This is a genomic window from Hoyosella rhizosphaerae (assembly GCF_014643175.1).
Lineage (GTDB): Bacteria > Actinomycetota > Actinomycetes > Mycobacteriales > Mycobacteriaceae > Lolliginicoccus > Lolliginicoccus rhizosphaerae.
This window is the reverse complement of sequence record NZ_BMJH01000001.1, coordinates 938,221-962,016: the sequence shown is the minus strand read 5'-3', so window position 1 is coordinate 962,016 and position 23,796 is coordinate 938,221. Positions and strand designations below refer to the sequence as shown.

General features: G+C 58.1%; 23 protein-coding genes. 15 read left to right on the top strand and 8 right to left on the bottom strand.

Annotated features, from left to right (window positions below):
- Positions 1-65: 65 nt before the first annotated feature.
- The 3 genes from IEW73_RS04480 to mptB are packed head-to-tail and all read right to left on the bottom strand — an operon-like array spanning position 66 to position 3,497.
- Positions 66-863 carry an ABC transporter permease gene (locus tag IEW73_RS04480; protein ID WP_229675747.1) on the bottom strand — a complete coding sequence of 266 codons (798 nt, stop codon included), beginning with the start codon at positions 861-863 and terminating at the stop codon, positions 66-68.
- Positions 864-867: 4 nt separating this feature from the next.
- Complete coding sequence (locus IEW73_RS04475; RefSeq protein WP_188671060.1) at positions 868-1,812, bottom strand: ABC transporter ATP-binding protein; 945 nt, start codon at positions 1,810-1,812, stop codon at positions 868-870.
- 11 nt (positions 1,813-1,823) lie between these two features.
- Entirely contained in the window at positions 1,824-3,497 is a 1,674-nt protein-coding gene (mptB, locus tag IEW73_RS04470; protein ID WP_268236259.1) for a polyprenol phosphomannose-dependent alpha 1,6 mannosyltransferase MptB, read from the bottom strand.
- Positions 3,498-3,628: 131 nt separating this feature from the next.
- Between mptB and IEW73_RS04465 the strand changes: the two genes are divergently transcribed.
- From IEW73_RS04465 to IEW73_RS04435, 7 genes are all read left to right on the top strand, one after another.
- A complete protein-coding gene (locus tag IEW73_RS04465; RefSeq protein ID WP_188671056.1) occupies positions 3,629-4,447 on the top strand; it encodes a helix-turn-helix transcriptional regulator in 819 nt (272 codons plus the stop codon).
- A gap of 62 nt (positions 4,448-4,509) precedes the next feature.
- Entirely contained in the window at positions 4,510-5,916 is a 1,407-nt protein-coding gene (sufB, locus tag IEW73_RS04460) for a Fe-S cluster assembly protein SufB (protein WP_372433609.1), read from the top strand.
- Complete coding sequence (sufD, locus tag IEW73_RS04455) at positions 5,916-7,139, top strand: Fe-S cluster assembly protein SufD (RefSeq protein WP_188671052.1); 1,224 nt, start codon at positions 5,916-5,918, stop codon at positions 7,137-7,139. Before sufB ends, sufD begins: the two co-directional genes overlap by 1 nt.
- 39 nt (positions 7,140-7,178) lie before the next feature.
- Positions 7,179-7,940 (top strand): Fe-S cluster assembly ATPase SufC, encoded by a 762-nt coding sequence (sufC, locus tag IEW73_RS04450; RefSeq protein ID WP_188671050.1) that lies wholly within the window; start codon positions 7,179-7,181, stop codon positions 7,938-7,940.
- A 2-nt stretch (positions 7,941-7,942) separates the two neighbouring features.
- The gene (locus IEW73_RS04445; RefSeq protein WP_188671048.1) at positions 7,943-9,223 is read left to right on the top strand and encodes a cysteine desulfurase; all 1,281 of its coding nucleotides are present in this window, start codon (positions 7,943-7,945) and stop codon (positions 9,221-9,223) included.
- Positions 9,223-9,693 carry a Fe-S cluster assembly sulfur transfer protein SufU gene (gene sufU, locus IEW73_RS04440; protein WP_188671046.1) on the top strand — a complete coding sequence of 157 codons (471 nt, stop codon included), beginning with the start codon at positions 9,223-9,225 and terminating at the stop codon, positions 9,691-9,693. The genes IEW73_RS04445 and sufU overlap by 1 nt, the downstream gene beginning before the upstream one ends.
- Before the next feature lie 2 nt (positions 9,694-9,695).
- Positions 9,696-10,088 carry a metal-sulfur cluster assembly factor gene (locus tag IEW73_RS04435; RefSeq protein WP_188671044.1) on the top strand — a complete coding sequence of 131 codons (393 nt, stop codon included), beginning with the start codon at positions 9,696-9,698 and terminating at the stop codon, positions 10,086-10,088.
- Between the two features lie 5 nt (positions 10,089-10,093).
- Here IEW73_RS04435 and IEW73_RS04430 read toward each other — a convergent pair whose 3' ends face one another.
- Positions 10,094-11,209, bottom strand: a complete 1,116-nt coding sequence (locus IEW73_RS04430; RefSeq protein WP_188671042.1) for a lycopene cyclase family protein — start codon at positions 11,207-11,209, stop codon at positions 10,094-10,096.
- A 9-nt stretch (positions 11,210-11,218) separates the two neighbouring features.
- A complete protein-coding gene (locus IEW73_RS04425; protein ID WP_188671040.1) occupies positions 11,219-11,986 on the bottom strand; it encodes an SDR family oxidoreductase in 768 nt (255 codons plus the stop codon).
- A 196-nt stretch (positions 11,987-12,182) separates the two neighbouring features.
- On the opposite strand from IEW73_RS04425, the gene IEW73_RS04420 reads away from it, so the two are divergent.
- Positions 12,183-13,814 (top strand): ABC-F family ATP-binding cassette domain-containing protein, encoded by a 1,632-nt coding sequence (locus tag IEW73_RS04420; RefSeq protein ID WP_188671038.1) that lies wholly within the window; start codon positions 12,183-12,185, stop codon positions 13,812-13,814.
- Between the two features lie 154 nt (positions 13,815-13,968).
- Positions 13,969-14,187, top strand: a complete 219-nt coding sequence (locus IEW73_RS04415; protein ID WP_188672884.1) for a helix-turn-helix domain-containing protein — start codon at positions 13,969-13,971, stop codon at positions 14,185-14,187.
- Between the two features lie 31 nt (positions 14,188-14,218).
- Here IEW73_RS04415 and IEW73_RS04410 read toward each other — a convergent pair whose 3' ends face one another.
- Both IEW73_RS04410 and acnA read right to left on the bottom strand, forming a co-directional pair.
- Positions 14,219-14,797, bottom strand: coding sequence for a TetR/AcrR family transcriptional regulator (locus IEW73_RS04410; protein WP_188671036.1), 579 nt, complete (start codon positions 14,795-14,797; stop codon positions 14,219-14,221).
- A 118-nt stretch (positions 14,798-14,915) separates the two neighbouring features.
- Positions 14,916-17,735 (bottom strand): aconitate hydratase AcnA, encoded by a 2,820-nt coding sequence (gene acnA, locus IEW73_RS04405; protein ID WP_188671034.1) that lies wholly within the window; start codon positions 17,733-17,735, stop codon positions 14,916-14,918.
- A 283-nt stretch (positions 17,736-18,018) separates the two neighbouring features.
- Between acnA and IEW73_RS04400 the strand changes: the two genes are divergently transcribed.
- Positions 18,019-18,588, top strand: coding sequence for an Rv1476 family membrane protein (locus IEW73_RS04400; protein ID WP_188671032.1), 570 nt, complete (start codon positions 18,019-18,021; stop codon positions 18,586-18,588).
- A gap of 378 nt (positions 18,589-18,966) precedes the next feature.
- Here the strand turns inward: IEW73_RS04400 and IEW73_RS16520 are convergent, their stop codons facing one another.
- Complete coding sequence (locus tag IEW73_RS16520) at positions 18,967-19,203, bottom strand: hypothetical protein (RefSeq protein ID WP_229675745.1); 237 nt, start codon at positions 19,201-19,203, stop codon at positions 18,967-18,969.
- Positions 19,204-19,285: 82 nt separating this feature from the next.
- Between IEW73_RS16520 and IEW73_RS16515 the strand changes: the two genes are divergently transcribed.
- From IEW73_RS16515 to IEW73_RS04375, 5 genes are all read left to right on the top strand, one after another.
- Positions 19,286-19,684: an NlpC/P60 family protein gene (locus IEW73_RS16515; RefSeq protein WP_372433592.1), complete on the top strand. Its 399-nt coding sequence runs from the start codon at positions 19,286-19,288 to the stop codon at positions 19,682-19,684.
- A gap of 229 nt (positions 19,685-19,913) precedes the next feature.
- Positions 19,914-20,531, top strand: a complete 618-nt coding sequence (locus tag IEW73_RS04390; RefSeq protein ID WP_279344866.1) for a C40 family peptidase — start codon at positions 19,914-19,916, stop codon at positions 20,529-20,531.
- A 182-nt stretch (positions 20,532-20,713) separates the two neighbouring features.
- Positions 20,714-21,715 carry an AAA family ATPase gene (locus IEW73_RS04385; RefSeq protein ID WP_229675838.1) on the top strand — a complete coding sequence of 334 codons (1,002 nt, stop codon included), beginning with the start codon at positions 20,714-20,716 and terminating at the stop codon, positions 21,713-21,715.
- 21 nt (positions 21,716-21,736) lie between these two features.
- Positions 21,737-22,777 (top strand): DUF58 domain-containing protein, encoded by a 1,041-nt coding sequence (locus IEW73_RS04380; protein ID WP_188671028.1) that lies wholly within the window; start codon positions 21,737-21,739, stop codon positions 22,775-22,777.
- A complete protein-coding gene (locus IEW73_RS04375; RefSeq protein WP_188671026.1) occupies positions 22,774-23,754 on the top strand; it encodes a VWA domain-containing protein in 981 nt (326 codons plus the stop codon). Before IEW73_RS04380 ends, IEW73_RS04375 begins: the two co-directional genes overlap by 4 nt.
- The last annotated feature ends 42 nt before the right edge of the window (positions 23,755-23,796 follow it).

The following is a 23,796-nucleotide window of genomic DNA, read 5'->3' as shown; positions in this document are numbered from 1 at the left end:
GTGTGCTTTGCATCTCGTTGTGCGTCATGCCGGAAAAACAGGGATAGCTGGGCGCAAACAGGCGCTCAGGTAAACCGGAATGTGCGCATCGCAGCGAACCCGAAGATTCCCGCCCACACTGCCAGTACCGCCAACCCCAATAGGCTCGTACCGCCGCCTAATCCAACGCTTAGGGCATCAACGAGAGCTCCAGATGGAATCAGTTGCGCAATTCCTCTATAGCCGGTTTCGCCGCTTATGTGCGCCATGAGGACGATGCTGCCGACGCCCGCGAGCACGAACCAGAGAATATTTGCGAGCGCGAGAACAATTTCTGCCCGAAGCCATCCTCCGAGGAACAAGCCCATTGCAGCGAATGCGACCGTGCCAAGGGCAACGCCGGGTACCGCGGCGAGCAGTGCACCGAAACCTGGGCGCCAGCCGAGGGCAACCGCGACGGTCCCGAGAATGATCATCTGTAAGCACACGACCAACACAACCGCGCAGGACTTGCCCGCAATAATCGCCCATGTCGGTAGTGGGGTTGCGCCGAGGCGTTTAAGCGCCCCATAACGTCGGTCAAAACCGACAGCAATGGCTTGGCCTGTGAACGCGGTGGACATGACGGCAAGGGCCAGGATGCCCGGAATGACGGCAGCGGCACGCGGTTCGGGTATATCCCCAAACGGCATGACGGTAAATCCGATGAGCAAAGTAATGGGAATGAGAAGTGTGAGAAGCAGTTGTTCGCCGTTGCGTAGCAACAGAAGTAACTCTAGGCGCGTTTGTGCGCCCAACATCGGAAGTGCCTTGTTCGGCTGAGGATGTGGGGTGAAGGTGCCCACAGGAAAGCGATTGGCGCGGGGTCCGGCGCTTGTGGTCACTGGGTTAGCCTCTCAATTCACGTCCGGTGAGATCGAGGAATACATCCTCGAGCGTGCGTTGCTCGACGCGCAGGTTGGTGGTGAGCACATTCATTTGTGCGCACCACGCGGTGACTGTGCACAGGACCTGCGGCGTTATCTCGCCTTCGACGGTGTATACACCGGCGTTCGCTTCACGGGTGAGGTATCCCTCGGGCAGTGCGTCGCGGAGAAGGGTGAGATTAAGTCCGGGGGGAGCCATGAATTGAAGTTGCCCCTGTGCGCCGCGCCTCGTGATTTCGGTTGGTGTTCCGCTGTCGACGACCCTGCCGTGATCGATGATGACGATGTGGTCGGCGAGGTACTCGGCTTCGTCCATCATGTGTGTGGTGAGAAGCACAGTGACGCCGTCGCGGCGGAGGGCTTCGATGAGTTCCCACACGAGGATGCGTGCCTGGGCGTCAAGTCCTGCGGTGGGTTCGTCGAGGAACACTAGTTCGGGTCGGCCGACGAGCGCACACGCGAGCGCTAGTCGTTGTTGTTGCCCGCCGGACAGGCGACGGTAGGGAGTGCGTGCTGCGTCGGACAGTCCGAGAGTGCTGAGGAGCCACTGGGGATCAAGCGGGTTCTGGGAATACTGAGCGATGAGGCGGAGCATTTCGCCAGCGCGAGCACCTGGATAGGCGCCGCCGCCTTGCAACATGACGCCAATGCGTGGACTTAGTTTTTCGCGCTCAGTGGCTGGATCTAGCCCGAGAACTCGGACAGTGCCTTCGTCGGCATTGAGGAATCCTTCACACATTTCGACGGTCGTAGTCTTACCGGCCCCATTGGGGCCAAGTAGCGCAAGGACCGTCCCGGTGGGGACTTCTAGATCAAGCCCATTGACGGCAAGCGTGGAGCCGAATCGCTTGTAGACGCCGTTGAGTTGGACGGCGTGAGCGGTGGGCTTCGACGATTGAGTGGTCACGACGGTTCAGATTATGCCGTCTGTGGCTGTTTGTGGAAAACGTCGCCGAGGAATTCGCGCCACACGGGCCGGGTATAGAGCACTGTGAACAGCACGGTGAGTGTGACGATGGCTCCGAAAACTGCTTGTGCGATGACCCACGGTTCGTATTCAGCACCGTTGGGCATGAGGATGATGCTGATGATCGCGGAGATGGCGATGGCAGGGATTCGGAAGACCGGCCGAGTGGCCCACGCCGCGAGGGGAACTAGGGCCCACAGCAGGTACCACGGCTGCACGACGGGAAACAGAAACACCATTGCTGCCATGGATACGCCGAGGGCGCCTACGGCGTGGAGTCGTCCGGCGTGTGTCGCGAACAGCATTCGGACGATGACAAATCCGGCGACGACCGCGGCTATTGGTCGGGTTACGTTGAGTATTGCTGTCGTGTGGTCGCCTAGTCCGAGGTAAACCCCTGCTTGCCCGGTTCCGAGGCCGAGCAATGTTGGAACGGACATCCAACTTCGAACTGCGTTTGCTGTACCTAGGGTGTTGACCCATCCGAAGCCGAGCCCGCTGACAATGCTCATGGCAACGATGCCGACCACGGCGACCACGGCGAGAAGAATCGCAGCAAGAATGATGGAGAGGAATCCTCGGCCCCAGCGTTTGGCCAGGGCCATTCCGACAAATCCTAGGGCAAGGATGGAGGGGATCTTGATGGTGGCGGAAAGCACAATTATTAAGGCACCCCCTAGGAGGAGCGCCAACATGGGGCCTCGAAGAGGGGCGGTGCTTTCTACGGCGCGAAGCGCGAGTTCAAGGCCCACCACCATCATGCCGATCATGAGTGCTTCGTTGTGAATCCCCGCCACGAGATGAAATATGACGAGTGGGTTGGCTGCGCCGAGCCAGAGGGCGATAACCGGGTCAACTCCGCAGCGCTTCGCCAATCTCGGCAGCGCCCAAATGATCATGAGGACACCGATTACTGCGAGTACCCGGTGTAGAAGGATTCCGGCAACGATGTTGTATCCGGTGATGGAGGCGATGCCTTCGCCCATCCAAAGAAAGAGCGGGCCGTATGGTGCTGGTGTTTCCCGCCAAATATTGGGGACAGTGCGTGTAAGCACATGATCAACGCCGAGGGCCTGTGCTGGGCCTAGTGCGTATGGATCGAGGCCGCGAGCGCCGATTTCGCTTTGTGCTAGGTACGAATAGACGTCTCGGCTGAACATCGGCGGTGCCAAAAGTAGTGGAGTGATCCACAAAAGCAGGGTGTAGTCGAGTTGCGTGCGCGAGATTCGTCGGGGTGACGAGTGAGTGACGAAATTGCCTAGCGCGAATTTCCCGAGCATGAGCCACGCCAGCATCACCATGATTGTGCCGGTGATGCCGAGTGTGAGTGACACCGTGGTCATGCGAGCTGGAAGTCCGAGGAGTCGAAGTCCGACGACGGGATTTTGAAGTACCGGCTGGGCCCCAGCACCAAGTGCTGCTATAGCCATGAGGATGGCGCCCGCAGCGCCGAACCTGCGTACGTGCGTGAGCTGTTTGGTTTCGCGCTGGTCGAGGCCAGGCTTGCTCGTTTCGTCGCCATGGAGGTGTGCGACGCTGGCGTCGAGGCGTGCTAGGCGGCTGCGTCGGGCATGCAGTGTCGCGGAGGCTCTACCTTTGGGGCTTGCATGAGGCGTGTCCGACACAATAGGAAGCGTACTGGGTGCGCGCGGAGTCAGATCAGTGTGCCGGAGGATTGGCGGGAGCAGGCCCAATTTACCTTCGGCTAAGGGTGCCCTGGGTAGACTGTTTAGCTGAATTCCGTCACACTAGTGTTGTGAAAACATTGGGAACGACACCAGGTGAGCAACGCAGGGCGCAACGCCCGGCGCGTGCAGCCGTGTCTCCCGGCGGATTCGCCAACGAGGGGCACACACGCGCAGAGGTCGTACGGCTTCTACTTGAGCAAGGGCCAATCTGCGCTACGGATATTGGCTCAACGCTCGGTTTGAGCGCTGCTGGTGTGCGTCGCCACCTCGATGTATTAATCGATAATGGTGACGCCGAAGTGGCGCCGCCAACCCGTTACCAGCAACGAGGACGCGGACGGCCAGCGAAGAAGTACATGCTGTCAGCATCAGGTCGCGAACGGCTAAGCCATGCGTACGACGACCTCGCTACTGCAGCTATGCGCGCTTTGCGTGATGTCGGCGGTGACAGTGCCATCAAGGGCTTCGCGGATCGGCGCGTTCGCTCGATCGTCGGCGCTATTCAGAGAGAATCGCTCGGCACTGAGACCGCGTCAATTGAAAGTGCCGCAGAGCGCATCGCAGAAGCGTTGTCCGCTGCGGGATACGCTGCATCAACACGGCGAGTAGGCACTGGAGTGCAGATTTGCCAACATCACTGCCCTGTCTCGCACGTGGCAGCGGAGTTCCCTGAGCTCTGCGAAGCCGAACAACAGGTGTTCTCGGAAGTTCTCGAGACGCATGTGCAGCGACTTGCCACCATCGCCAACGGTGACTGCGCCTGCACGACACACGTACCCTTGCCGGTGCACACCACCGCATTGTTGCTTGACCACCACGAAACCCAGTCGACGTCTGTTGCACAGCCCGCAGCAGGTACAACACGACTCCGGGAGGAGCGCGCATGACCGTAACGTCAGAGTCGGCTCTGCCAGGAACTGCTGTAACACAGCAGCCTGGTCAGGACCCCATGACCCAGGATGAGACCATCGCTTCGCTTGGTCACTACAGCTATGGCTGGTCAGACAGCGATAAAGCGGGCTCCGTTGCCCGTCGCGGTCTTTCCGAAGATGTGGTGCGCGACATTTCGTCAAAGAAGAGCGAACCCGAGTGGATGCTTGATGTGCGTTTGAAGGCACTTCGCATCTTCGACCGCAAGCCTATGCCTACATGGGGCGCAGATGTGTCGGGCGTTGACTTCGACAACATCAAGTACTTCGTGCGTTCCACCGAGAAGCAGGCAGCTTCGTGGGAAGACCTTCCCGAAGACATCAAGAACACTTACGACCGCCTGGGCATCCCCGAGGCTGAAAAGCAACGCCTCGTCTCGGGTGTCGCAGCTCAGTACGAGTCTGAGGTTGTATACCACCAGATCCGTGAGGATCTCGAAGAGCAAGGTGTCATCTTCCTCGACACCGACAGTGCAATGAAGTTGCACCCGGAATTGTTCCGTGAGTACTTCGCGACAGTGATCCCCGCTGGCGACAATAAGTTCTCGGCCCTGAACACCGCGGTGTGGTCGGGCGGTTCTTTCATCTACGTCCCACCAGGCGTGCACGTTGACATTCCGCTTCAGGCGTACTTCCGCATCAACACTGAAAACATGGGTCAGTTCGAGCGGACCCTGATCATTGTTGATGAAGGCGCTTACGTCCACTACGTGGAAGGTTGTACCGCGCCGATCTACAAGACGGACTCGTTGCACTCCGCTGTTGTGGAAATCGTCGTGAAAAAGGGCGGACGCTGCCGTTACACGACGATCCAGAACTGGTCGAACAACGTCTACAACCTGGTGACCAAGCGCGCCAAGGCTGAAGAAGGCGCCACCATGGAGTGGATCGATGGAAACATCGGCTCCAAGGTGACGATGAAGTACCCAGCAGTGTGGATGACGGGCGAACACGCCCACGGCGAAGTTCTGTCTGTGGCGTTCGCTGGTGAGGGACAGCACCAAGACACTGGTGCGAAGATGCTGCACCTGGCCCCTCACACCTCGTCGACAATCATCAGCAAGTCTGTTGCCCGCGGCGGTGGCAGGGCTTCGTATCGCGGCCTGGTTCAGGTAGCCAAGGGTGCATACGGTTCAAAGTCCACAGTGAAATGCGACGCGCTGCTCGTGGACACCATCAGCCGTTCGGACACGTACCCATATGTCGACATTCGTGAAGACGACGTGACGATGGGTCACGAAGCCACAGTGTCCAAGGTCAGCGAAGATCAACTGTTTTACCTCATGAGCCGCGGCATCAACGAAGACGAAGCCATGGCGCTTATCGTTCGCGGCTTTGTTGAGCCCATCGCGAAGGAACTTCCGATGGAATACGCGCTCGAACTAAACCGCCTTATTGAACTTCAAATGGAAGGGGCCGTGGGCTAGTGGCAGCCAGTACACCAGCTGGTGTCGAGACTGCAGGAGTGAAAGGCGCAAACGGTGGGGAGATCCTCGAACCGGCTGTGCAGACTCCAGCAGTAAACAAGGGAGAATTGTTCGCGTCATTCGACGTCAATGCATTTGAGCTTCCCTCAAGCAAAGACGAAATTTGGCGCTTCACTCCCATGCGTCGACTCCGAGGCCTTCACGACAGCACTGCCGCAGCGACCGGCGAGTTTTCCGTCGACGTCACTGCCCCTCAAGGCGTGACCGTGGAAACGGTTGGCCGCGAGGACAAGCGACTTGGCGAAGCAGGGACACCTGCGGACCGTGTGGCCGCGCAGGCTTATTCGTCGTTCACGTCGGCGACCGTGGTGACTGTGGCTCGTGAGGAAGAAATCAGTGACCCGGTCACGGTTGTTCTCACTGGACCAGGTCAAAACGTCACCGCCTACGGGCACACCCAGATTCGGCTTGAGCCATTTGCGAAAGCAGTGGTTGTGCTCGATCACAAGGGCAGTGGCACCATGGCCGACAATGTTGAATACATTGTGGGCGACAGTGCGCACCTCACCGTCGTGTCGGTGCAAGACTGGGCTGAAGATGCCGTGCATGTGCGAACAGAGCACGTCCACGTCGGCCGCGACGCAGTTATCCGGCACTTCGCAGTCAGCCTCGGCGGAGACCTCTCCCGCGTAACAACCAATGTTCGCTACGCAGGACCCGGTGGCGATGCTGAGATGCTCGGCCTGTACTTCGCCGACGACGGCCAGCACATCGAACACCGACTTCTCGTCGACCATGCGGTTCCTCACTGCAAGTCAAACGTGGTGTACAAGGGTGCCCTGCAGGGTGATCCTGACTCTCGTCGACCAGATGCACACACTGTGTGGATCGGCGATGTGCTCATCCGTGCAGCAGCAGAAGGCACCGAAACCTTCGAGCTCAACCGCAACCTCGTACTCACCGATGGCGCCCGTGCCGACTCAGTCCCTAACCTTGAGATTGAGACCGGCGAGATTTTGGGCGCAGGGCACGCCAGTGCGACCGGGCGGTTCGATGATGAACAGCTGTTCTACCTTCGATCACGAGGAATCCCGGAGAAAGAAGCGCGGCGACTCGTTGTCCGTGGCTTCTTCCGTGAGCTCATCAATCGTATTGTCGTCCCGGATGTGCGCGAACGCGTTGACGCCGCTATTGAGGCTGAACTCGCTGCCGTCGGTGTGTAACTAGTCCACATTTAACTTCACCATTGCTTAAGGAAATTCATGTCCACCCTGGAAATCCGTGATCTCCACGTTGAGATCAACCCCGGTGACGATGCCCCCATTGAGATCCTCAAGGGCGTCAACCTCACCATCAAATCTGGCGAAACCCACGCCATCATGGGACCTAACGGCTCCGGCAAGTCCACCTTGTCCTACGCCATCGCTGGGCACCCCAAGTACACCGTCACCAAGGGATCCATCCTGCTCGACGGCGTAGACCTGCAAGAGATGAGCGTTGACGAGCGTGCACGTGCAGGCTTGTTCCTCGCCATGCAGTACCCGGTAGAAGTTCCTGGCGTTTCGATGTCGAACTTCCTCCGCTCGGCCGCTACCGCAGTGCGCGGAGAAGCCCCAAAGCTTCGCCACTGGGTGAAGGAAGTAAAAGAGTCGATGGGCGAACTCGACATCGATAAGACCTTCGCTGAGCGTTCAGTAAACGAAGGTTTCTCCGGTGGCGAAAAGAAGCGCCTCGAAATCCTCCAGCTTGGGCTGCTCAAGCCAAAGATCGCGATCCTCGACGAAACCGACTCTGGACTTGACGTCGATGCTCTTCGCGTCGTGTCCGAAGGCGTCAATCGTTACAAGGAGCGCGAAAACGGCGGAATCCTTCTGATTACGCACTACTCACGCATCTTGCGGTACGTCGAACCAGATTTCGTACACATCTTTGCCGCTGGCCGCATTGTCGAATCGGGCGGCAAAGAACTCGCTGACGAACTGGAAAAGAACGGCTACGAGCGCTTCATCAAGGCGGCGGTCTAGCTATGACTTCGTATGCGACGCCCGCGCCCGCGCCGACCACCGGGGCACTCGATGTCGCACGCGTTCGCGAGGACTTTCCTATCCTGCACCGCACGGTGCGGGGTGGGAAACCACTCGTCTACCTCGATTCGGGCGCGACGTCGCAACGACCTGTTCAGGTGCTCGACGCAGAAAGACACTTTCTGACCACCTCCAACGCTGCGGTCCACCGCGGCGCGCACCAGTTGGCAGAGGAAGCGACAGATGCGTACGAGTTCGCTCGGGCAGCTATCGCAGGTTTTGTTGGTGCTAATGACAGCAACATCGTCTTCACCAAGAACGCAACCGAAGCTATCAACCTCGTCGCCTACACGCTCGGTGACGATCGCTTTGGCGAGTATTGCGTGGGGGAGGGCGACGAAATTGTCGTCACCGAACTTGAGCATCACGCCAACCTTGTGCCGTGGCAGGAGCTATGCCGACGCACCGGGGCGACTTTGCGTTGGTATGGCGTCACCGATGACGGCCGAATTGATCTCGATTCGCTGGAATTGAGTGAACGCACAAAAGTTGTTGCCTTTACGCACCAGTCGAACGTGACCGGGGCGATCAGTCCCGTAGCTGAGCTTGCTCGGCGAGCAAGGGCAGTAGGTGCGCTTGTTGTTTTGGATGCGTGCCAGTCAGTCCCGCACATGCCAGTGAACTTTCGTGAACTCGATGTCGATTTCGCCGCGTTCTCAGGGCACAAAATGCTCGGTCCGTCAGGGGTCGGTGTTCTCTATGCACGATCCGAACTTTTAAATGCGATGCCGCCATTTATCACCGGCGGTTCGATGATCGAAATGGTTCGGATGGACGCCAGCACCTACGCTCCGCCGCCGCAGAGGTTTGAAGCTGGAGTGCCGATGACCTCACAGGTGGTGGCTCTTGGTGCGGCAGTCGAGTATCTCAACGCACTTGGGATGGACAATGTTGCAGCGCACGAACACGCATTGACCTCCGCCGCGCTTGAGGCGTTGAGCGGTATCGATGGCGTTGAGATCGTTGGCCCCTTAACAAGCGAGCAACGCGGCGCCGCTGTGTCATTTGTTGTCGAGGGAATCCACGCCCACGATCTCGGGCAAGTCCTCGATGACGACGGAGTTGCCGTGCGCGTAGGCCACCATTGCGCATGGCCGCTGCACCAGCGATACAAGATCGCGGCAACCGCGAGAGCATCGTTCTACCTGTACAACACCCTCGACGAGATTGACACCCTGGTGGCATCGATCCGTCGGGCGCAAACATTTTTTGGGACGGTGTAATGCGTCTCGATCAGATGTATCAAGAGGTCATCCTCGACCACTACAAACACCCTCACCACCGTGGCTTGCGTGAACCCTTCGATGCTGAGGTTCACCACATCAACCCCACGTGCGGCGACGATGTGACGCTCCGAGTGCATCTCGATGGAGACACCGTCGTTGATGTTTCATACGACGGTCAGGGATGTTCGATCAGTCAGGCGTCAACGTCTGTACTCGCCGATCTGATTATTGGCCAGCCGGTGGATGAGGCGCTCACGATTGTGGGTGCGTTTCAGGAGATGATCAGCAGCCGCGGCACCGTCGAAGGTGATGAAGATATCCTGGGAGATGGAATCGCGTTTGCCGGGGTTGCTAAGTATCCCGCCCGAGTGAAATGTGCACTACTTGGATGGATGGCATTCAAAGACGCTGTCGTCCAGATAACAGATGCAGCCGGCAAGGCTAGCACCGCGAATGGAAAAGACTAATCATGAGCGAATCAACGGACACCACAACTAATGACGAGGCGACAGTAGCCTCGACAGATGGCCCCGCTTCGCCAGCGATCGGCGCATCGTATGACGATCTCGAAGAGGCGATGCGCGATGTCGTGGACCCTGAACTCGGCATCAATGTTGTCGACCTCGGGCTTGTCTATGGCATTGAAGTCAACGACGAAGGCGTCGCTCGACTCGACATGACATTAACTTCAGCCGCATGCCCGCTTACTGAGGTTATCGAGGAACAGTGCCGGTCAGCTCTAGTGAAGAGTGGTCTGGTCAACGACCTCGAACTCAACTGGGTGTGGATGCCACCGTGGGGGCCAGAAAAAATCACAGACGATGGCCGTGAGCAACTACGTGCCCTTGGGTTCACCGTCTAAGGAATCTAGACAACAGCGCGCATCAGTTTTGCGCGCTGTTTCCATGCGACGCCCTTGAACATTGCTAGCATCGCGCGAGACAACGCCACAGGATCTTCAGCGTCGGAAACGTATGCCCGTTGTCGATCCACCGGCAGCGCAAAGAATGCGTCGAAGAATTCTGGTAGTTCGGCACCTGACATGCCGAGCAATACCCGCAGGCCGCGTAGGCGTAGCTTGTACACCGCACGCGAACGCGCAGTCCACACTAGTGGATCGAGATCAGTAATTCCGGCTTCAACGCAACGGGCGATCTCGTCGGCGATCGTGAGCGACCGTGCCACGCTAAAGCCCGTGGCCGGATGCAGAAACCCCCCGCGGGCACCAACAGTCATCATTCCCGGGCGATTGTTGGTAACCACCGCCGGGCCGGATACCGGAAACCGAACCCGCTCGACGGGTTCCTGGCCGGACAGTGACACCCCGTGCCGCCGCAGCCGAGCGCGTAGCCGATTTTGAAGTTCATCCAGCGGCACCGCGGGCGCACCGACCAGACACGTCTCTTCAAGCAACACAGTGTCCTCGTCGACAGGGATCGCGTACAGAAACGATGGCTGCGAATATTTGCCGCTTCCACGCCAGTCCATAAATAGCCCGGGTGCATCTCCGAGAACTGGTTTCGCCTGCTCCCGCCTCACAAAGACACCGAATGCAGTCTGTTCTGGAGCATCCTTTTCACGAGGAAGACCACGCGCGTCGATCACAACGCGACCGCGCACCTCGTCGCCATTTGTGAGGCGCACACGCTGCGGGGCCACTTCCTCCACGTCGCCGGAAAGAACCGTTCCATGACTCAGGGACAGCGATGTTTGCAGCTTTGGGGTATCAAGCACTACGTATTCACGCGGGATGGTCCAGTTCTGGTTGCCCCATGATTGCGGACGGTGAATCCGCGATCGGATCACGTCCTGCGGCACCCATTGCGGAAGCTCGTCTAGCCACGCGGCGTAGGTTGGCGTCCACCTTCGATGCGCGTGCCGGTCAATCGCAACGACAGAAAGCCCGCGAGCAAGGCAGCGGGCGGCGACTGCGCGACCAGACGGCCCTAGACCCGCGACGACTACATCTGTCGTGAGATGCAACGCTGACGCTCACAGTCCGCCTGTGGCAAGCAACCCGCCATCGACGCGCAGTGTTTCCCCTGTGATCCACGATGCGTCGTCCGACACGAGGAACGCGACCGCACGTGCAACATCGTCTGGGGTACCCAGTCGCTTCATTGGGTATGCCTGTGCCGCTTGCGTCTCGTTGTTCGCATACAGTGCCTCAGCGAACTTGGTCTTAACGACACCGGGCGCAACAGCATTGACCCGGACGGTGGGGCCGAGCTGCCATGCAAGTTCCTCAGTGAGTCGAATAAGCGCAGCCTTGGATGCGCCATAGGCGGAAATTACTCCGCTAGAGCGCAAACCCGCGACGCTTGCAATGTTGACGATCGATCCGCCATGTTCGCCCATCCAGGTTTTGTGTACCTCCTGGACGTAGCCGAGGGCCGCGACAACATTGACGTCGAAAATCTTTGCGACGCCTGCGAGGTCAGCATCGACCAGTGGACCGTACACAGGGTTGATGCCTGTGTTGTTGATGAGGATGTCGAGCGAACCGAAGCGATCGAGCGTGGCGGCGACGATTCCATGCCGAGATTCTGGGTCGCCCGTATTTCCTGGCAGGGCAACAACACCGGCTTGACCAGCGTTTTCTGCGAGTTCGAGAGCGGTTGCTTCGAGCGGTTCAGTCTTGCGGCCAGTGATCGCAATATTTGCTCCGCGCCGGAGTAATTCGGCGGCGATGGCTTTGCCGATTCCACGGCTAGCGCCGGTGACAAGAGCGGTGCGGCCCGCGAGATCGAGAGAGGTCATGCAACCACCGTAGTGGTGTGCGGTTGCTGAGCGATAATCAGCAGCCCGGGGTCACCGTGTCGTGCTCGACTGGTATGTGATTTGTGACATCGCGCTAAGCAGGGGCAACAGGGTACTCTGAAGAGCTGATGTCGTGCCGTAAGTCGAGGTTTTTCGCCGTCACGTCGAATTTTTACCTAACCACTCTGGAGTGTATGTGATTACCGCTACTGATTTAGAAGTTCGAGCTGGAGTGCGCACATTATTGAGTGCACCGGGTTCGCTTCTTCGAGTTCAGCCCGGTGATCGCGTTGGTCTCGTCGGCCGAAATGGCGCCGGGAAAACAACGACAATGCGGATCCTTGCAGGCGAAGGTGAGCCATACGCCGGTACTGTCACGCGTTCAACCAGCGTTGGGTACTTGCCGCAGGACCCACGCGAAGGCAACTTGGACCAGTTGGCTAAAGACCGCGTGTTGTCGGCCAGGGGGCTCGACGAAATTTTGGCGAAGATGGAAAAGCTCCAGGTGCAGATGGCGGAGCACGCTGATGAGGCGGCGCGTGACAAAGCGATCCGTAAGTACGGAAACCTGGAGGATCGATTCTCCTCACTCGGCGGTTATGCCGCTGAAAGTGAAGCGGCACGAATCTGCAATTCGCTGGGGCTTGAAGACCGAATCCTTAACCAACCGTTGCGTACGCTGTCGGGTGGGCAGCGACGACGCGTAGAGCTTGCTCGCATCTTGTTCTCAGCATCTGATGGTTCAGGTGGCAAGTCCGGTACGACCCTGTTGCTCGACGAGCCCACAAACCACTTGGACGCGGATTCAATTAACTGGCTGCGCGGGTTTCTTCAGAACCATGACGGCGGACTCATCGTGATCTCGCACGATGTCGAGCTTCTTGACTCGGTAGTCAACAAGGTGTGGTTTCTGGACGCTGTTCGAGGCGAAGCCGATATTTACAACATGGACTGGAAGAAGTACCTCGACGCCCGATCCACAGATGAGGCGCGGCGCCGTAGGGAACGTGCGAACGCCGAGAAGAAGGTCTCAGCTCTCAAGACGCAGGCTGACAAGCTCGGTGCCAAGGCCACCAAAGCTGCTGCAGCCAAGAACATGCTGCGTCGTGCGGAACGAATGATGAACGAACTTGATGCAGAACGAGTTGCCGATAAGGTGGCGCGGATCAAGTTCCCGTCACCAGCGTCGTGTGGCCGTACACCGTTGATGGCTTCGGGGTTGTCGAAGTCGTATGGGTCGTTGGAAGTGTTCACTGGGGTGGACTTGGCCATCGACAAGGGCAGTAGGGTAGTGATCCTTGGCCTTAACGGTGCGGGAAAAACAACGCTCCTGCGGATGCTTGCCGGTATGGAACAGCCTGATACTGGCCAGATCGAACCCGGTTTTGGTCTCAAGCGCGGGTACTTCGCGCAGGAGCATGACACGTTGGATGACAAGCTTTCAGTGTGGGACAACATCCGGTTTGCATCCCCTGATGCCGCTGAACAGGAATTGCGCAGTTTGCTTGGCGCATTCATGTTTACCGGTCCACAGCTTGAACAACCCGCAGGAACATTGTCAGGTGGCGAGAAGACTCGATTGGCGTTGGCTGGTCTGGTGTCGTCCGCGGCCAACGTGCTGTTGCTCGATGAGCCGACAAACAACCTTGATCCGGTGTCGCGTGAGCAAGTACTGGATGCGCTGCGCACGTATGAGGGCGCGGTTGTTTTGGTGACACACGACCCTGGGGCTGCAGAAGCATTGAACCCGGAGCGGATCATCATGTTGCCGGATGGTTCTGAAGACCACTGGTCAGAGGAATATCTTGAGCTAATCCAGCTCGCGTGACGGTTTTTGACGGCACCAGAGGTGGTGTGTGGCAACAGGTCTCACTGTGCCCGTAGCCAGGTGTTTCAACATTGTTTACGCTGAGTACTACCAGTGCTTTACCTGTAGCAATTAGGAGGGTACGCACGGTGTCGAGCCAGTGGAGGTAGTGATGATGGCGGCATCAGCGGGGCTCAGCAAAGGCGCGAGAATTACGGGCGAATCTCGTGAATCCATTCGCAATGAGATTCGAAAACAATATGAGTCTGGGGCAAGTATTCGGTCTCTCGCCGAGTCGCTTGGCCGCAGCTACGGCTTTGTGCACAAGATGCTTGTCGAGTCAGATGTACCGTTGCGGGGCCGAGGTGGCGCGAATCGTCGCAAACGAGCGTAGGTAGTCGGCGACCAGCCACGACAGTGCGCTATCAGATATTTGATGCTGGTTTGCGCCTGACGGAGTCTTCGACGAGGTCTAGCACCGCGTCGAGGTGAGTTGTGGGCTGCCCAGACGCGACATGTGCCACGAGTCCTTCGAGTACTAGGTCGAGGTAGTGCAGAAGCACGGCAGTGGGGATGTCTTCACGGATTCGCCCACGGCTGCGTTGGCGTTCGAGCCGTGCCGCAGCTGCTTCTGTTAGTTCGGCAGCCTGAATTGACCATTCGCGGCGGAAGTCCGGATCGGTTCGGAGCCGCCTACTGATTTCGAGTCGGGTGCCGAGCCAGTCAAATTGTTCGGGGTGGGTGAGCATATTGCGCATCACCTGCACTAGGCCTTGCTCGGCTGCTGTGTCGGCCATTCGTCGCGAATCTTCATGAGCGAGCGCGATAAATAATGCGTCCTTGTCACGAAAGTGGTGGAAAATCGCACCACGTGAGAGACCTGTTGTTTCTTCAAGTCGACGCACTGTGGCGCCTTCGTACCCGAATTTGGCGAAACAACGACGGGCACCGTCGAGGATTTGGGTACGACGTGCAGCGAGATGGTCTTCACTGACTCTGGGCATGACAATTAGCCCTTCGATGGGGTGGTACCGAGAAGGGCCCGGGCGCATCGATGCTTATCGGATGAGCCCGGGCCCTTCTATGCCACGGTTGTGGCTGCGCAGGGACCGGGAGTGGCTGTTACGCCTTGATCATGTTGCGCAGCACGTACTGCAAGATGCCACCGTTGCGGTAGTAGTCGGCTTCACCTGGTGTGTCGATGCGAACAACCGCGTCGAATTCCACCTTGCGTCCGTCTTCCTTCGTTGCGATGACGTGCACGGTCTCTGGGGTTGAGCCGTCATTCAGCTTCTCGATACCTTCAATGTCGAAGGTTTCGGTGCCGTCAAGTCCCAATGTCTTGACGTTTTCACCTTCAGGGAACTGAAGCGGGATTACGCCCATACCGATGAGGTTTGAACGGTGAATACGCTCAAACGACTCGGTGATGACTGCGCGGACTCCGAGGAGTGCTGTTCCCTTGGCTGCCCAGTCGCGTGACGAACCGGAACCGTATTCCTTGCCGCCGAGGACGACGAGAGGAATGCCGGCTTCCTTGTAGTTTTGGCATGCATCGTAGATGAATGCCTGTGGTCCGCCTTCTTGGGTGAAGTCGCGGGTGTATCCACCGGAAACCTCGTCAAGAAGCTGGTTGCGCAGGCGAATGTTGGCGAACGTGCCCCGGATCATGACTTCGTGGTTTCCGCGGCGTGAACCGTAGGAGTTGAAGTCCTTGCGTCCGACACCGTTGGCCTCAAGGTACTGAGCTGCTGGCGTGCCTGGCTTGATGTTTCCGGCTGGCGAGATGTGGTCAGTGGTGACCGAGTCGCCGAGGACGGCCATGGCGCGTGCGCCCTTGATGTCCGTGACCGGGTTGGGCTCGTGTGGCATGCCATCGAAGTACGGTGGTTTACGCACGTAGGTGGAGTTCTGATCCCACTCGAAGGTTTTTCCTTCAGGTGTGGGCAGTGATGTCCACCGGTGGTCGCCCTTGAACACATCCGCGTAGGAGCTGGTGAACATCTCCTGGCTGATAGCGGAGTTGATGGTGTCTTGGATTTCCTTGGGGGAAGGCCAGATGTCGCGCAGGAAGACATCGTTGCCGTCTGAGTCCTTGCCCAGCGGATCAACTTCGAAGTCGAAGTCCATTGTGCCGGCAAGGGCGTAGGCGATAACCAGCGGCGGCGATGCGAGGTAGTTCATCTTCACATCGGGGGAGATGCGGCCTTCGAAGTTTCGGTTACCCGACAGCACTGCGGTAGCGGTGAGGTCGTGGTCGTTGATGGCCTTCGAAACATCTTCTGGAAGAGGTCCGGTGTTACCGATGCATGTTGCGCAACCGTAGCCCACTAGGTGGTAGCCCAGCTTTTCAAGGTACGGCCACAAGCCCGCTTTGTTGTAGTAGTCGTTGACGACCTGTGAACCTGGGGCCATGGAGGTTTTCACCCATGGCTTGGATGAGAGGCCCTTTTCGACTGCGTTGCGGGCGAGGAGTGCCGCACCGATCATCACCGATGGGTTTGAGGTGTTGGTGCAGGAGGTGATTCCGGCGACCACGACGGCGCCGTGGTCGAGAACGAACTCGCCGAGGTCATCCGATTTCACGTGGACTGGCTTGCTTGGGCGGCCCTCTGAGCCGTTAGCTGCAGACTGGACGTCTACTGCGCCGTCGTCAGCGAACGACAGTGCTGCTGGGTCGCTGGCGGGGAACGATTCCTCGACGGCTTCGTCTAGGTGAGTGTGCGGCGTTACGTGGTTTTCCTCAACATAGTTGTGGATGTCCTTGCGGAACGCAGTCTTGGCGTCCGTCAGCGCGATGCGGTCCTGAGGACGCTTCGGGCCAGCAATCGACGGAACTACGGTGCTGAGATCGAGTTCGATGTACTCGGAGTACTCAGGTTCATGAGCGGGGTCATGCCACATGCCCTGCTCTTTTGCGTAGGCTTCGACGAGCGCAAGTTGCTCGTCAGAGCGGCCTGTTAGACGCAGGTAGGTGATCGTCTCTTCGTCGATCGGGAAGATCGCGGCCGTGGAGCCGAACTCGGGGCTCATGTTGCCAAGTGTTGCGCGGTTGGCTAGCGGAACCTCAGCAACGCCGTCACCGTAGAATTCGACGAACTTACCGACAACACCGTGGCGGCGAAGCATGTCGGTGACGGTGAGTACTACGTCGGTCGCGGTTACGCCAGGTGTGGTTTCACCGGTGAGCTTGAAGCCGACGACGCGTGGGATAAGCATGGAGACTGGCTGGCCGAGCATGGCTGCCTCGGCCTCAATGCCGCCGACGCCCCAGCCAAGTACACCGAGACCGTTCACCATCGTGGTGTGCGAGTCGGTACCGACGCATGTGTCGGGGTAAGCCTGGAGTACGCCAGCTGAGTTCGGGCGGGTCATCACTGTGCGGGCCAAGTACTCAATGTTGACCTGGTGCACGATGCCTGTGCCTGGGGGGACAACCTTGAAGTCGTCGAATGCGGTTTGGCCCCAGCGGAGGAACTGGTAACGCTCGCCGTTGCGCTCGTATTCAATGTCAACATTGCGTTCGAATGCATCGGCACGGCCGAAGACATCGATGATGACGGAGTGGTCGATGACCATCTCAGCTGGAGCGAGCGGGTTTACCTTGTCAGGGTCGCCGCCAAGCGCTGCAACAGCTTCTCGCATAGTTGCAAGGTCCACGATGCACGGCACACCGGTGAAGTCCTGCATGATGACGCGCGCAGGGGTGAATTGGATTTCTACGCTGGGCTGCGCGGAAGGGTCCCATGAAGCGATTTTCTCGATGTGCTCTTTGGTGATGTTCTTGCCATCCTCAGTGCGAAGAAGGTTCTCCGCGAGGACTTTAAGTGCGTAGGGAAGTTTTTCAGCGCCGGAAACCTTGTTGAGGCGGAAGATCTCGTAAGACTTGTCCCCAACCTCCAGTGTTCCGCGCGCTCCAAAAGAATCAATGCTGGTGCTCACGTCAGCTCCACTCGTCGATAAGTCTTCCGCCAGCTGGGCTGTGCCGACGGGTCGCGCGCCATCCACAGTGCTTCTGTGCGACGCGTCATCTGTGAGGATGCCAGGACGTCGTGTGGTTTGCGCTATGGCTGGCAAAAATAGTCTAACAGTACGATCGTACTGTGAAATTTTGGGGGGTCAATAGCTGAATCGGACACGCGACCGACAACACGAACGCTCGGTCACTGCGTCAGTTGTCGTAACCTCTGAGGGTAAGTGAGTGCGTAGCGAAAGGTCTGCAGATATGGGTAACGGTCCGCATGTGACAGGGTTGCCGCCCGGAATTGATCTTGATGAAGTGCTCGCGAGCTTGGCTGAAGACAACGTGTGGGCCCCCGAAGCTGACGTTGCAGCGCTACGCGACGTAGTGTCCGATGCTGCTGACCACGGAATCGACCTCAAAATAATTGCTATCCCGTATAACCCGAGGTACGGCGGTGAACTTCGCGACCTTGCCAACGATGTGGGCGCTGCCGATGGGGGGACCGTATTGGTTATGAGCCCCAATGTTGTGGGCACCTTTAGCGACAGTATTGACCGGTTCACTCTCGAAGGTGCGCAGACCGAAATTGTGCACCGCGATCCTGTGGAAGCTGCGTCGATGTTCGTTGATGACGTAACCTCGCCCGGATTTCCGTGGACTGAACTTACCTTCGCCTTACTATTTTTCGTTGCGGCGACGATAGTCGCGCTGCGCTGGTGGACACGGCGGGGATATGACCCAGCCGCGATTGCCCCAGCCGCGATTGACCCGGCGCTGAATGGCCCAGCCGCGACTGATGCTGGGCCGATAGAGCCTTCACGCAACGCTTAAGAGTTTTGTCGACAGATCCGGTTGCGCACCTGCCTCCAATGAGGTTGCGCAACCGGATTTTTGGCGTTTGAAGCGATGCGAGGTCCGTTGATGGAGTGTCCAAAATCGGTTGTACGCACTCGGTGGTTGCAAGAAATTTAGCCGTCATGACTTTTTGAGACTGGGGTGACTGGGTCAGTACGCGCATGAAAATTGTGACCAGCAACTATGTGTTGTAATTACATTAATGTCGACGAAAAACGTACCTGTTTATAGCTATTGCGGCAAAGTGTTGCATAACCTGTTCAGATAAATTACATGTTTGTAATTTCTGCCAAAGTTACCCGTCGTGATTGTTTCGTGACGTACTTTTCTCCTTGGCGCGTGCTCTTCCGAAATTCAATTAGTTTCGGCAGAAACGTGTGCGCTCACAATTGGCGTATTAACGAGGAGAAACCGTATGGGGCGAATGATGAGTTCGAGATCTCGACTCATGCGATCAACAGCATGGTGTGGCGTGGCCTGTCTTACTTCGGCAGTGATGCTTTCTACGGCGACAACCGCAGTTTCCGAACCGTTGTTCGGGTCACTTGACACGGGCAGCATGGGGGCACCCATCGGTGGAAATTCGGGCACGCCTGTCGCGGACCCAGCTCCGAAACCGGTACCGCCAGGAACGGTTGCACCAGATCCATCGCCAGCGCGAGTGGATATTGTTGTGAACCGCGCACTTTCGCAGGTCGGTGTGCCATATGCGTGGGGTGGCGGCAACATACACGGGCCCACCCGCGGTATTCGTGATGGCGGGGTTGCGGACCGGCACGGCGATTACAACAAGATCGGGTTTGACTGTTCTGGTCTGGTGATGTTTGCGTTTGCCGGTGCTGGGGTCATGCTGCCGCGCACGACATCGTCGATTTACACCAGTGGTACTCGTGTCCCTTTGGCGCAGCGAAAGCGTGGTGACCTGCTATTTTGGGGTCCAAATGGCAGTCATCATGTTGCTATTTATCTTGGTGATGGTCGAGTGGTCGAAGCGCCGCATTCAGGGGCACTTGTCCGAATCGCTCCGATAAACTGGCATGGTATCCAACCATCGGCAGTCCGCCTTCTCTGATGCGTGGATAATTAACTCAATGTAACGGGTCAGTCTGATTCGATTTCAGATGTGAAACATTGTCCTGAATGGTCCTTGAAGCGCGCCACCTGTGTCATACCTTGCTCACAGTGCAGCGAGGGCTCTCAAATACGCCAATATTTCTCATTCTGTTTACTGGCGTTCGTTTGAAAGGCGCAACTAAAGCGATTTCCCTCCTGCGAAATTGGGCAGGGACAAGGGGATTTCAGTGGTTCAACACAGTCCGGTTTTGCGGGAACGGGTCAAACCTGGCCTTCGAATAACATATAAGTGTTTCCGCATTACTTTTGTTGCCGGAATTATGTTGGTGACACTCGCGGGCTTGTCGCAGGCCCCCTTTTCTGCACGGGCCGACACAGGTCCCGCTGTGCACGATATTGCGATCGAGTCGTTCGACCCGGGGCGATCTGACCGCATCACACACGTCATCGATCGCGCGATTGCACAGACCGGTGTCCCTTACTCCTGGGGCGGCGGAGGGGCATATGGTCCAAGCATCGGAATTCGCGACGGTGGGGTGGCGGATGCACACGGAGACTTCGAAAAGGTCGGTTTTGACTGCTCAGGGTTGATGGTCTTTGCGTTTGCTGGAGAAAACATCTGGCTGCCGCGATACAGCGGAGACATGTTGCACGCTGGCACGTGGGTGCCGATTGAGCTGAGGGAGCGCGGGGATCTGATCTTCTGGGGAGAGGACGGACGTGATCATGTTGCCTTGTACTTGGGAGACAACATGATGGTCGAGTCGCCACTCTCGGGTGGTTACGTACAGGTCGCTCCTGTGCGATGGGATGAAATTGTTCCGTTCGTTGTGCGCATGTTGTGACCCGCCGTTGAACAAGCCACGGGCATTGTGGGATTGAACCTGGAATAGTGGTCGTTGTATTGCAATTGGTTGGCTTCGGCCTTCCCGAGCGACAATGGTGGTCAACGACAGTGACGTTTGAGCGGACTAACGAACGAGATGGCGCCGGATCCAGCGAACCGGGGCTTCCACCATCCGCGACACTGACCGAGGACGCGCAGGTCCTTGAGCGTGCCGCACACGAGATCAAGCGGGTGATCGTCGGGCAAGACCGGCTGGTTGAGCGACTGCTCGTGGGGATGCTCGCGGGAGGTCACGTCCTTCTAGAAGGTGTGCCTGGTGTCGCAAAGACCCTGGCAGTGTCCACAATGTCGACGGTGATAGGTGGCAGTTTCTCCCGGGTGCAGTTCACACCAGACCTCGTGCCAACGGACTTGATTGGTACTCGTATTTACCGGCAAGGCCGGGAGGAGTTCGATACGGAACTCGGCCCTGTTGTGGCCAACTTTGTTCTCGCCGATGAGATCAACCGCGCCCCCGCGAAGGTGCAGTCGGCGTTGCTCGAAGTGATGGCTGAGCATCATGTTTCGATCGGCGGCAAGCGATACCCGGTACCGGAGCCATTCTTGGTTCTCGCGACTCAGAACCCAATCGAAAGCGAAGGCGTCTATCCGCTGCCAGAGGCACAGCGGGATCGCTTCTTGTTCAAGGTTCTCGTTGGGTATCCCACGGTCGAAGAGGAACGCGAGATTGTGTACCGCATGGGTGTCGAGGCACCCAAAGCGAGGCCAATCCTTGATCCCGTCCAGGTAGTTCGATTGCAGCGGTCGGCCCGAAATGTTTTTGTTCACCACGCACTCATTGACTACGTAGTACGAGTCATCGCGGCGACACGTGACCCCGGTGCGGTCGGACTTGATGATGTGGCGCAGTGGCTGGCGTATGGGGCATCACCCCGTGCGACGTTGGGAATCATTGCTGCAGCGCGCTCGTTGGCGCTCATGCGTGGCCGGGACTACGTGATACCGCAGGACGTTGTTGAACTCATTCCCGACGTGCTGCGGCACCGGCTTGTGTTGAGTTTCGACGCGATGGCCGACGACGTCACTCCAGACGTCATTATTGACCGTGTCCTGCAAACCGTCGGGCTACCCCAAGTGACGGCGCAGCCGGTGGGTGCTAGTCCCCGTCAGTCGCAGTTCTGAACGGGGGTGTGAGACCGCTACATGGCTGAATCAACGCCCTCCCCATCAACGCCCTCCCCATCAACGCCCTCACCCCAAACAGGGCCCGTTAAAAGGACGCTGACGCATCCTGCCCCGCCGTCGTTTGCCCGCGGTGAACTTCGTGACCCGCAACTCGCTGCCGCTCTACGCACCTTAGAGCTAACCGTTAAGCGCAAACTTGATGGCATCTTGCATGGTGAACACCTGGGTTTGATCCCAGGTCCCGGATCAGAACCAGGGGATGCGCGTCCCTACGAACCTGGCGATGACGTGCGTCAAATGGACTGGTCAGTCACGGCTCGCACAACGCATCCCCATGTCCGCCAGACTGTTGCTGATAGGGAACTGGAGACGTGGATCATTTTGGACCTGTCGGCGAGCCTCGACTTCGGCACGGCGGACAGTGACAAGCGGGATCTGGCTGTTGCCGCATCGGCCGCGGTGACTTACCTGACTGGTGGCGGGGCGAATCGAATTGGTGCTTTGGTGTCGAATGGGCACGAGACGATACGTATTCCCGCCCGTTCGGGTTTGCATCACCGCCAAATATTGTTGAGGAAGATCGCGACCACCCCACGAGCGCCCGCCGGTACCCGCGGAAGCCTCGACCAAGCGATTGATGCAATTCGCAGACCTCCTAGGCGGCGCGGACTTGCGGTCGTTATCAGTGACTTTTTGGGACCGATCGATTGGGAACGAACATTAAGGGCAGTGTCGAGCCGACATGACCTCGTCGCGATCGAAGTGATCGACCCTCGCGATCTTGAACTCCCCGATGTTGGCCGCGTATTGCTGCAAGACCCAGAGACCGGTGAGACGCGAGACGTGACGACAACGAAGCGACTGCGCCGTGACTTTGCGCTTGCGGCGGACCTGCAACGCAAAGAGGTTGAGACTGCGTTGCGTCGGTGTGGATGTCCGAGGTTGACGCTGCGCACCGACAGCGACTGGATCGGAGATATTGTGCGATTTGTTGCGGCGAGGCGTTACCAGTTCGCCACTCAAGCGCGGCCCCGCACTGCGCCGGGGGCGATTCGATGAGCTTGTCCGGGTTCACTAGTCCCTGGTGGCTGGCTTTTTTGATCATCGTTGCGTGCCTTGTCGGCGGCTACGTTGTCGCGCAGCGGTTGAGGCAACGTAATGTCCTTCGATTCACTAACCTGGCGATGTTGGACAAGATTGCTCCGCGGCGCCCCCGTGCGGAACGACACGTCCCAGCGGTGCTGTTGTTAGTGGGGCTGGCTTTGCTCACTATTGCATTGGCATCGCCGACTAAAGAGCAACGTGAACCGCGTGATCGTGCGACTGTCGTGCTGGCAATTGACGTGTCGCTCTCGATGGAGGCGACAGACGTGTTGCCTTCTCGGCTTATTGCTGCGCAGGAAGCTGCAATTAGTTTCGCGGAAGGACTTCCACGCGGACTCAACCTCGGCCTAGTCAGTTACGCCGGTACTGCATCGGTGCTGGTGCCCCCAACGACTGACCGTGCGCCTGTGGTCCGAGCAATTGAGCAACTCGAACTCGCCGAACGTACAGCTACCGGTGAAGCGATCTTCACCTCATTGCAAGCAATTGATGCTCTCGCCGCCATCATCCCTGGCGAGGAAGGCCCCCCGCCCGCGCACATTGTCCTCTTGTCTGACGGTAAACAGACTGTGCCCGCCGATATGGACGCACCACGAGGAGGATTCACTGCGGCACGTCTGGCCGCAGATCGTGACATCCCAATTTCGACCATCGCGTTCGGGACGATGCTCGGCACCGTTGCTATCGAGGGACAGGTCATCGATGTGCCCGTCGATGAACCTTCGATGCAGGAGATTGCGTCGATTACTGACGGCAATTTTTATGCGGCCGCGACACAGGCGGAACTTGAAGCGGTGTACGAGAATCTGGAATCGCAGATCGGGTATGAAATAGTGCGAGGCGATGCCAGCCAACCGTGGCTGATTTTGGGCACGATCTTCGTGGCTGCGTCCGGTGCGATTGCGTTGTTTGTCAGTCGACGAATCCCCTGAACTTACGAGCTTGTCTCGATTTGCCGTGCCGCTGCCCGAAAC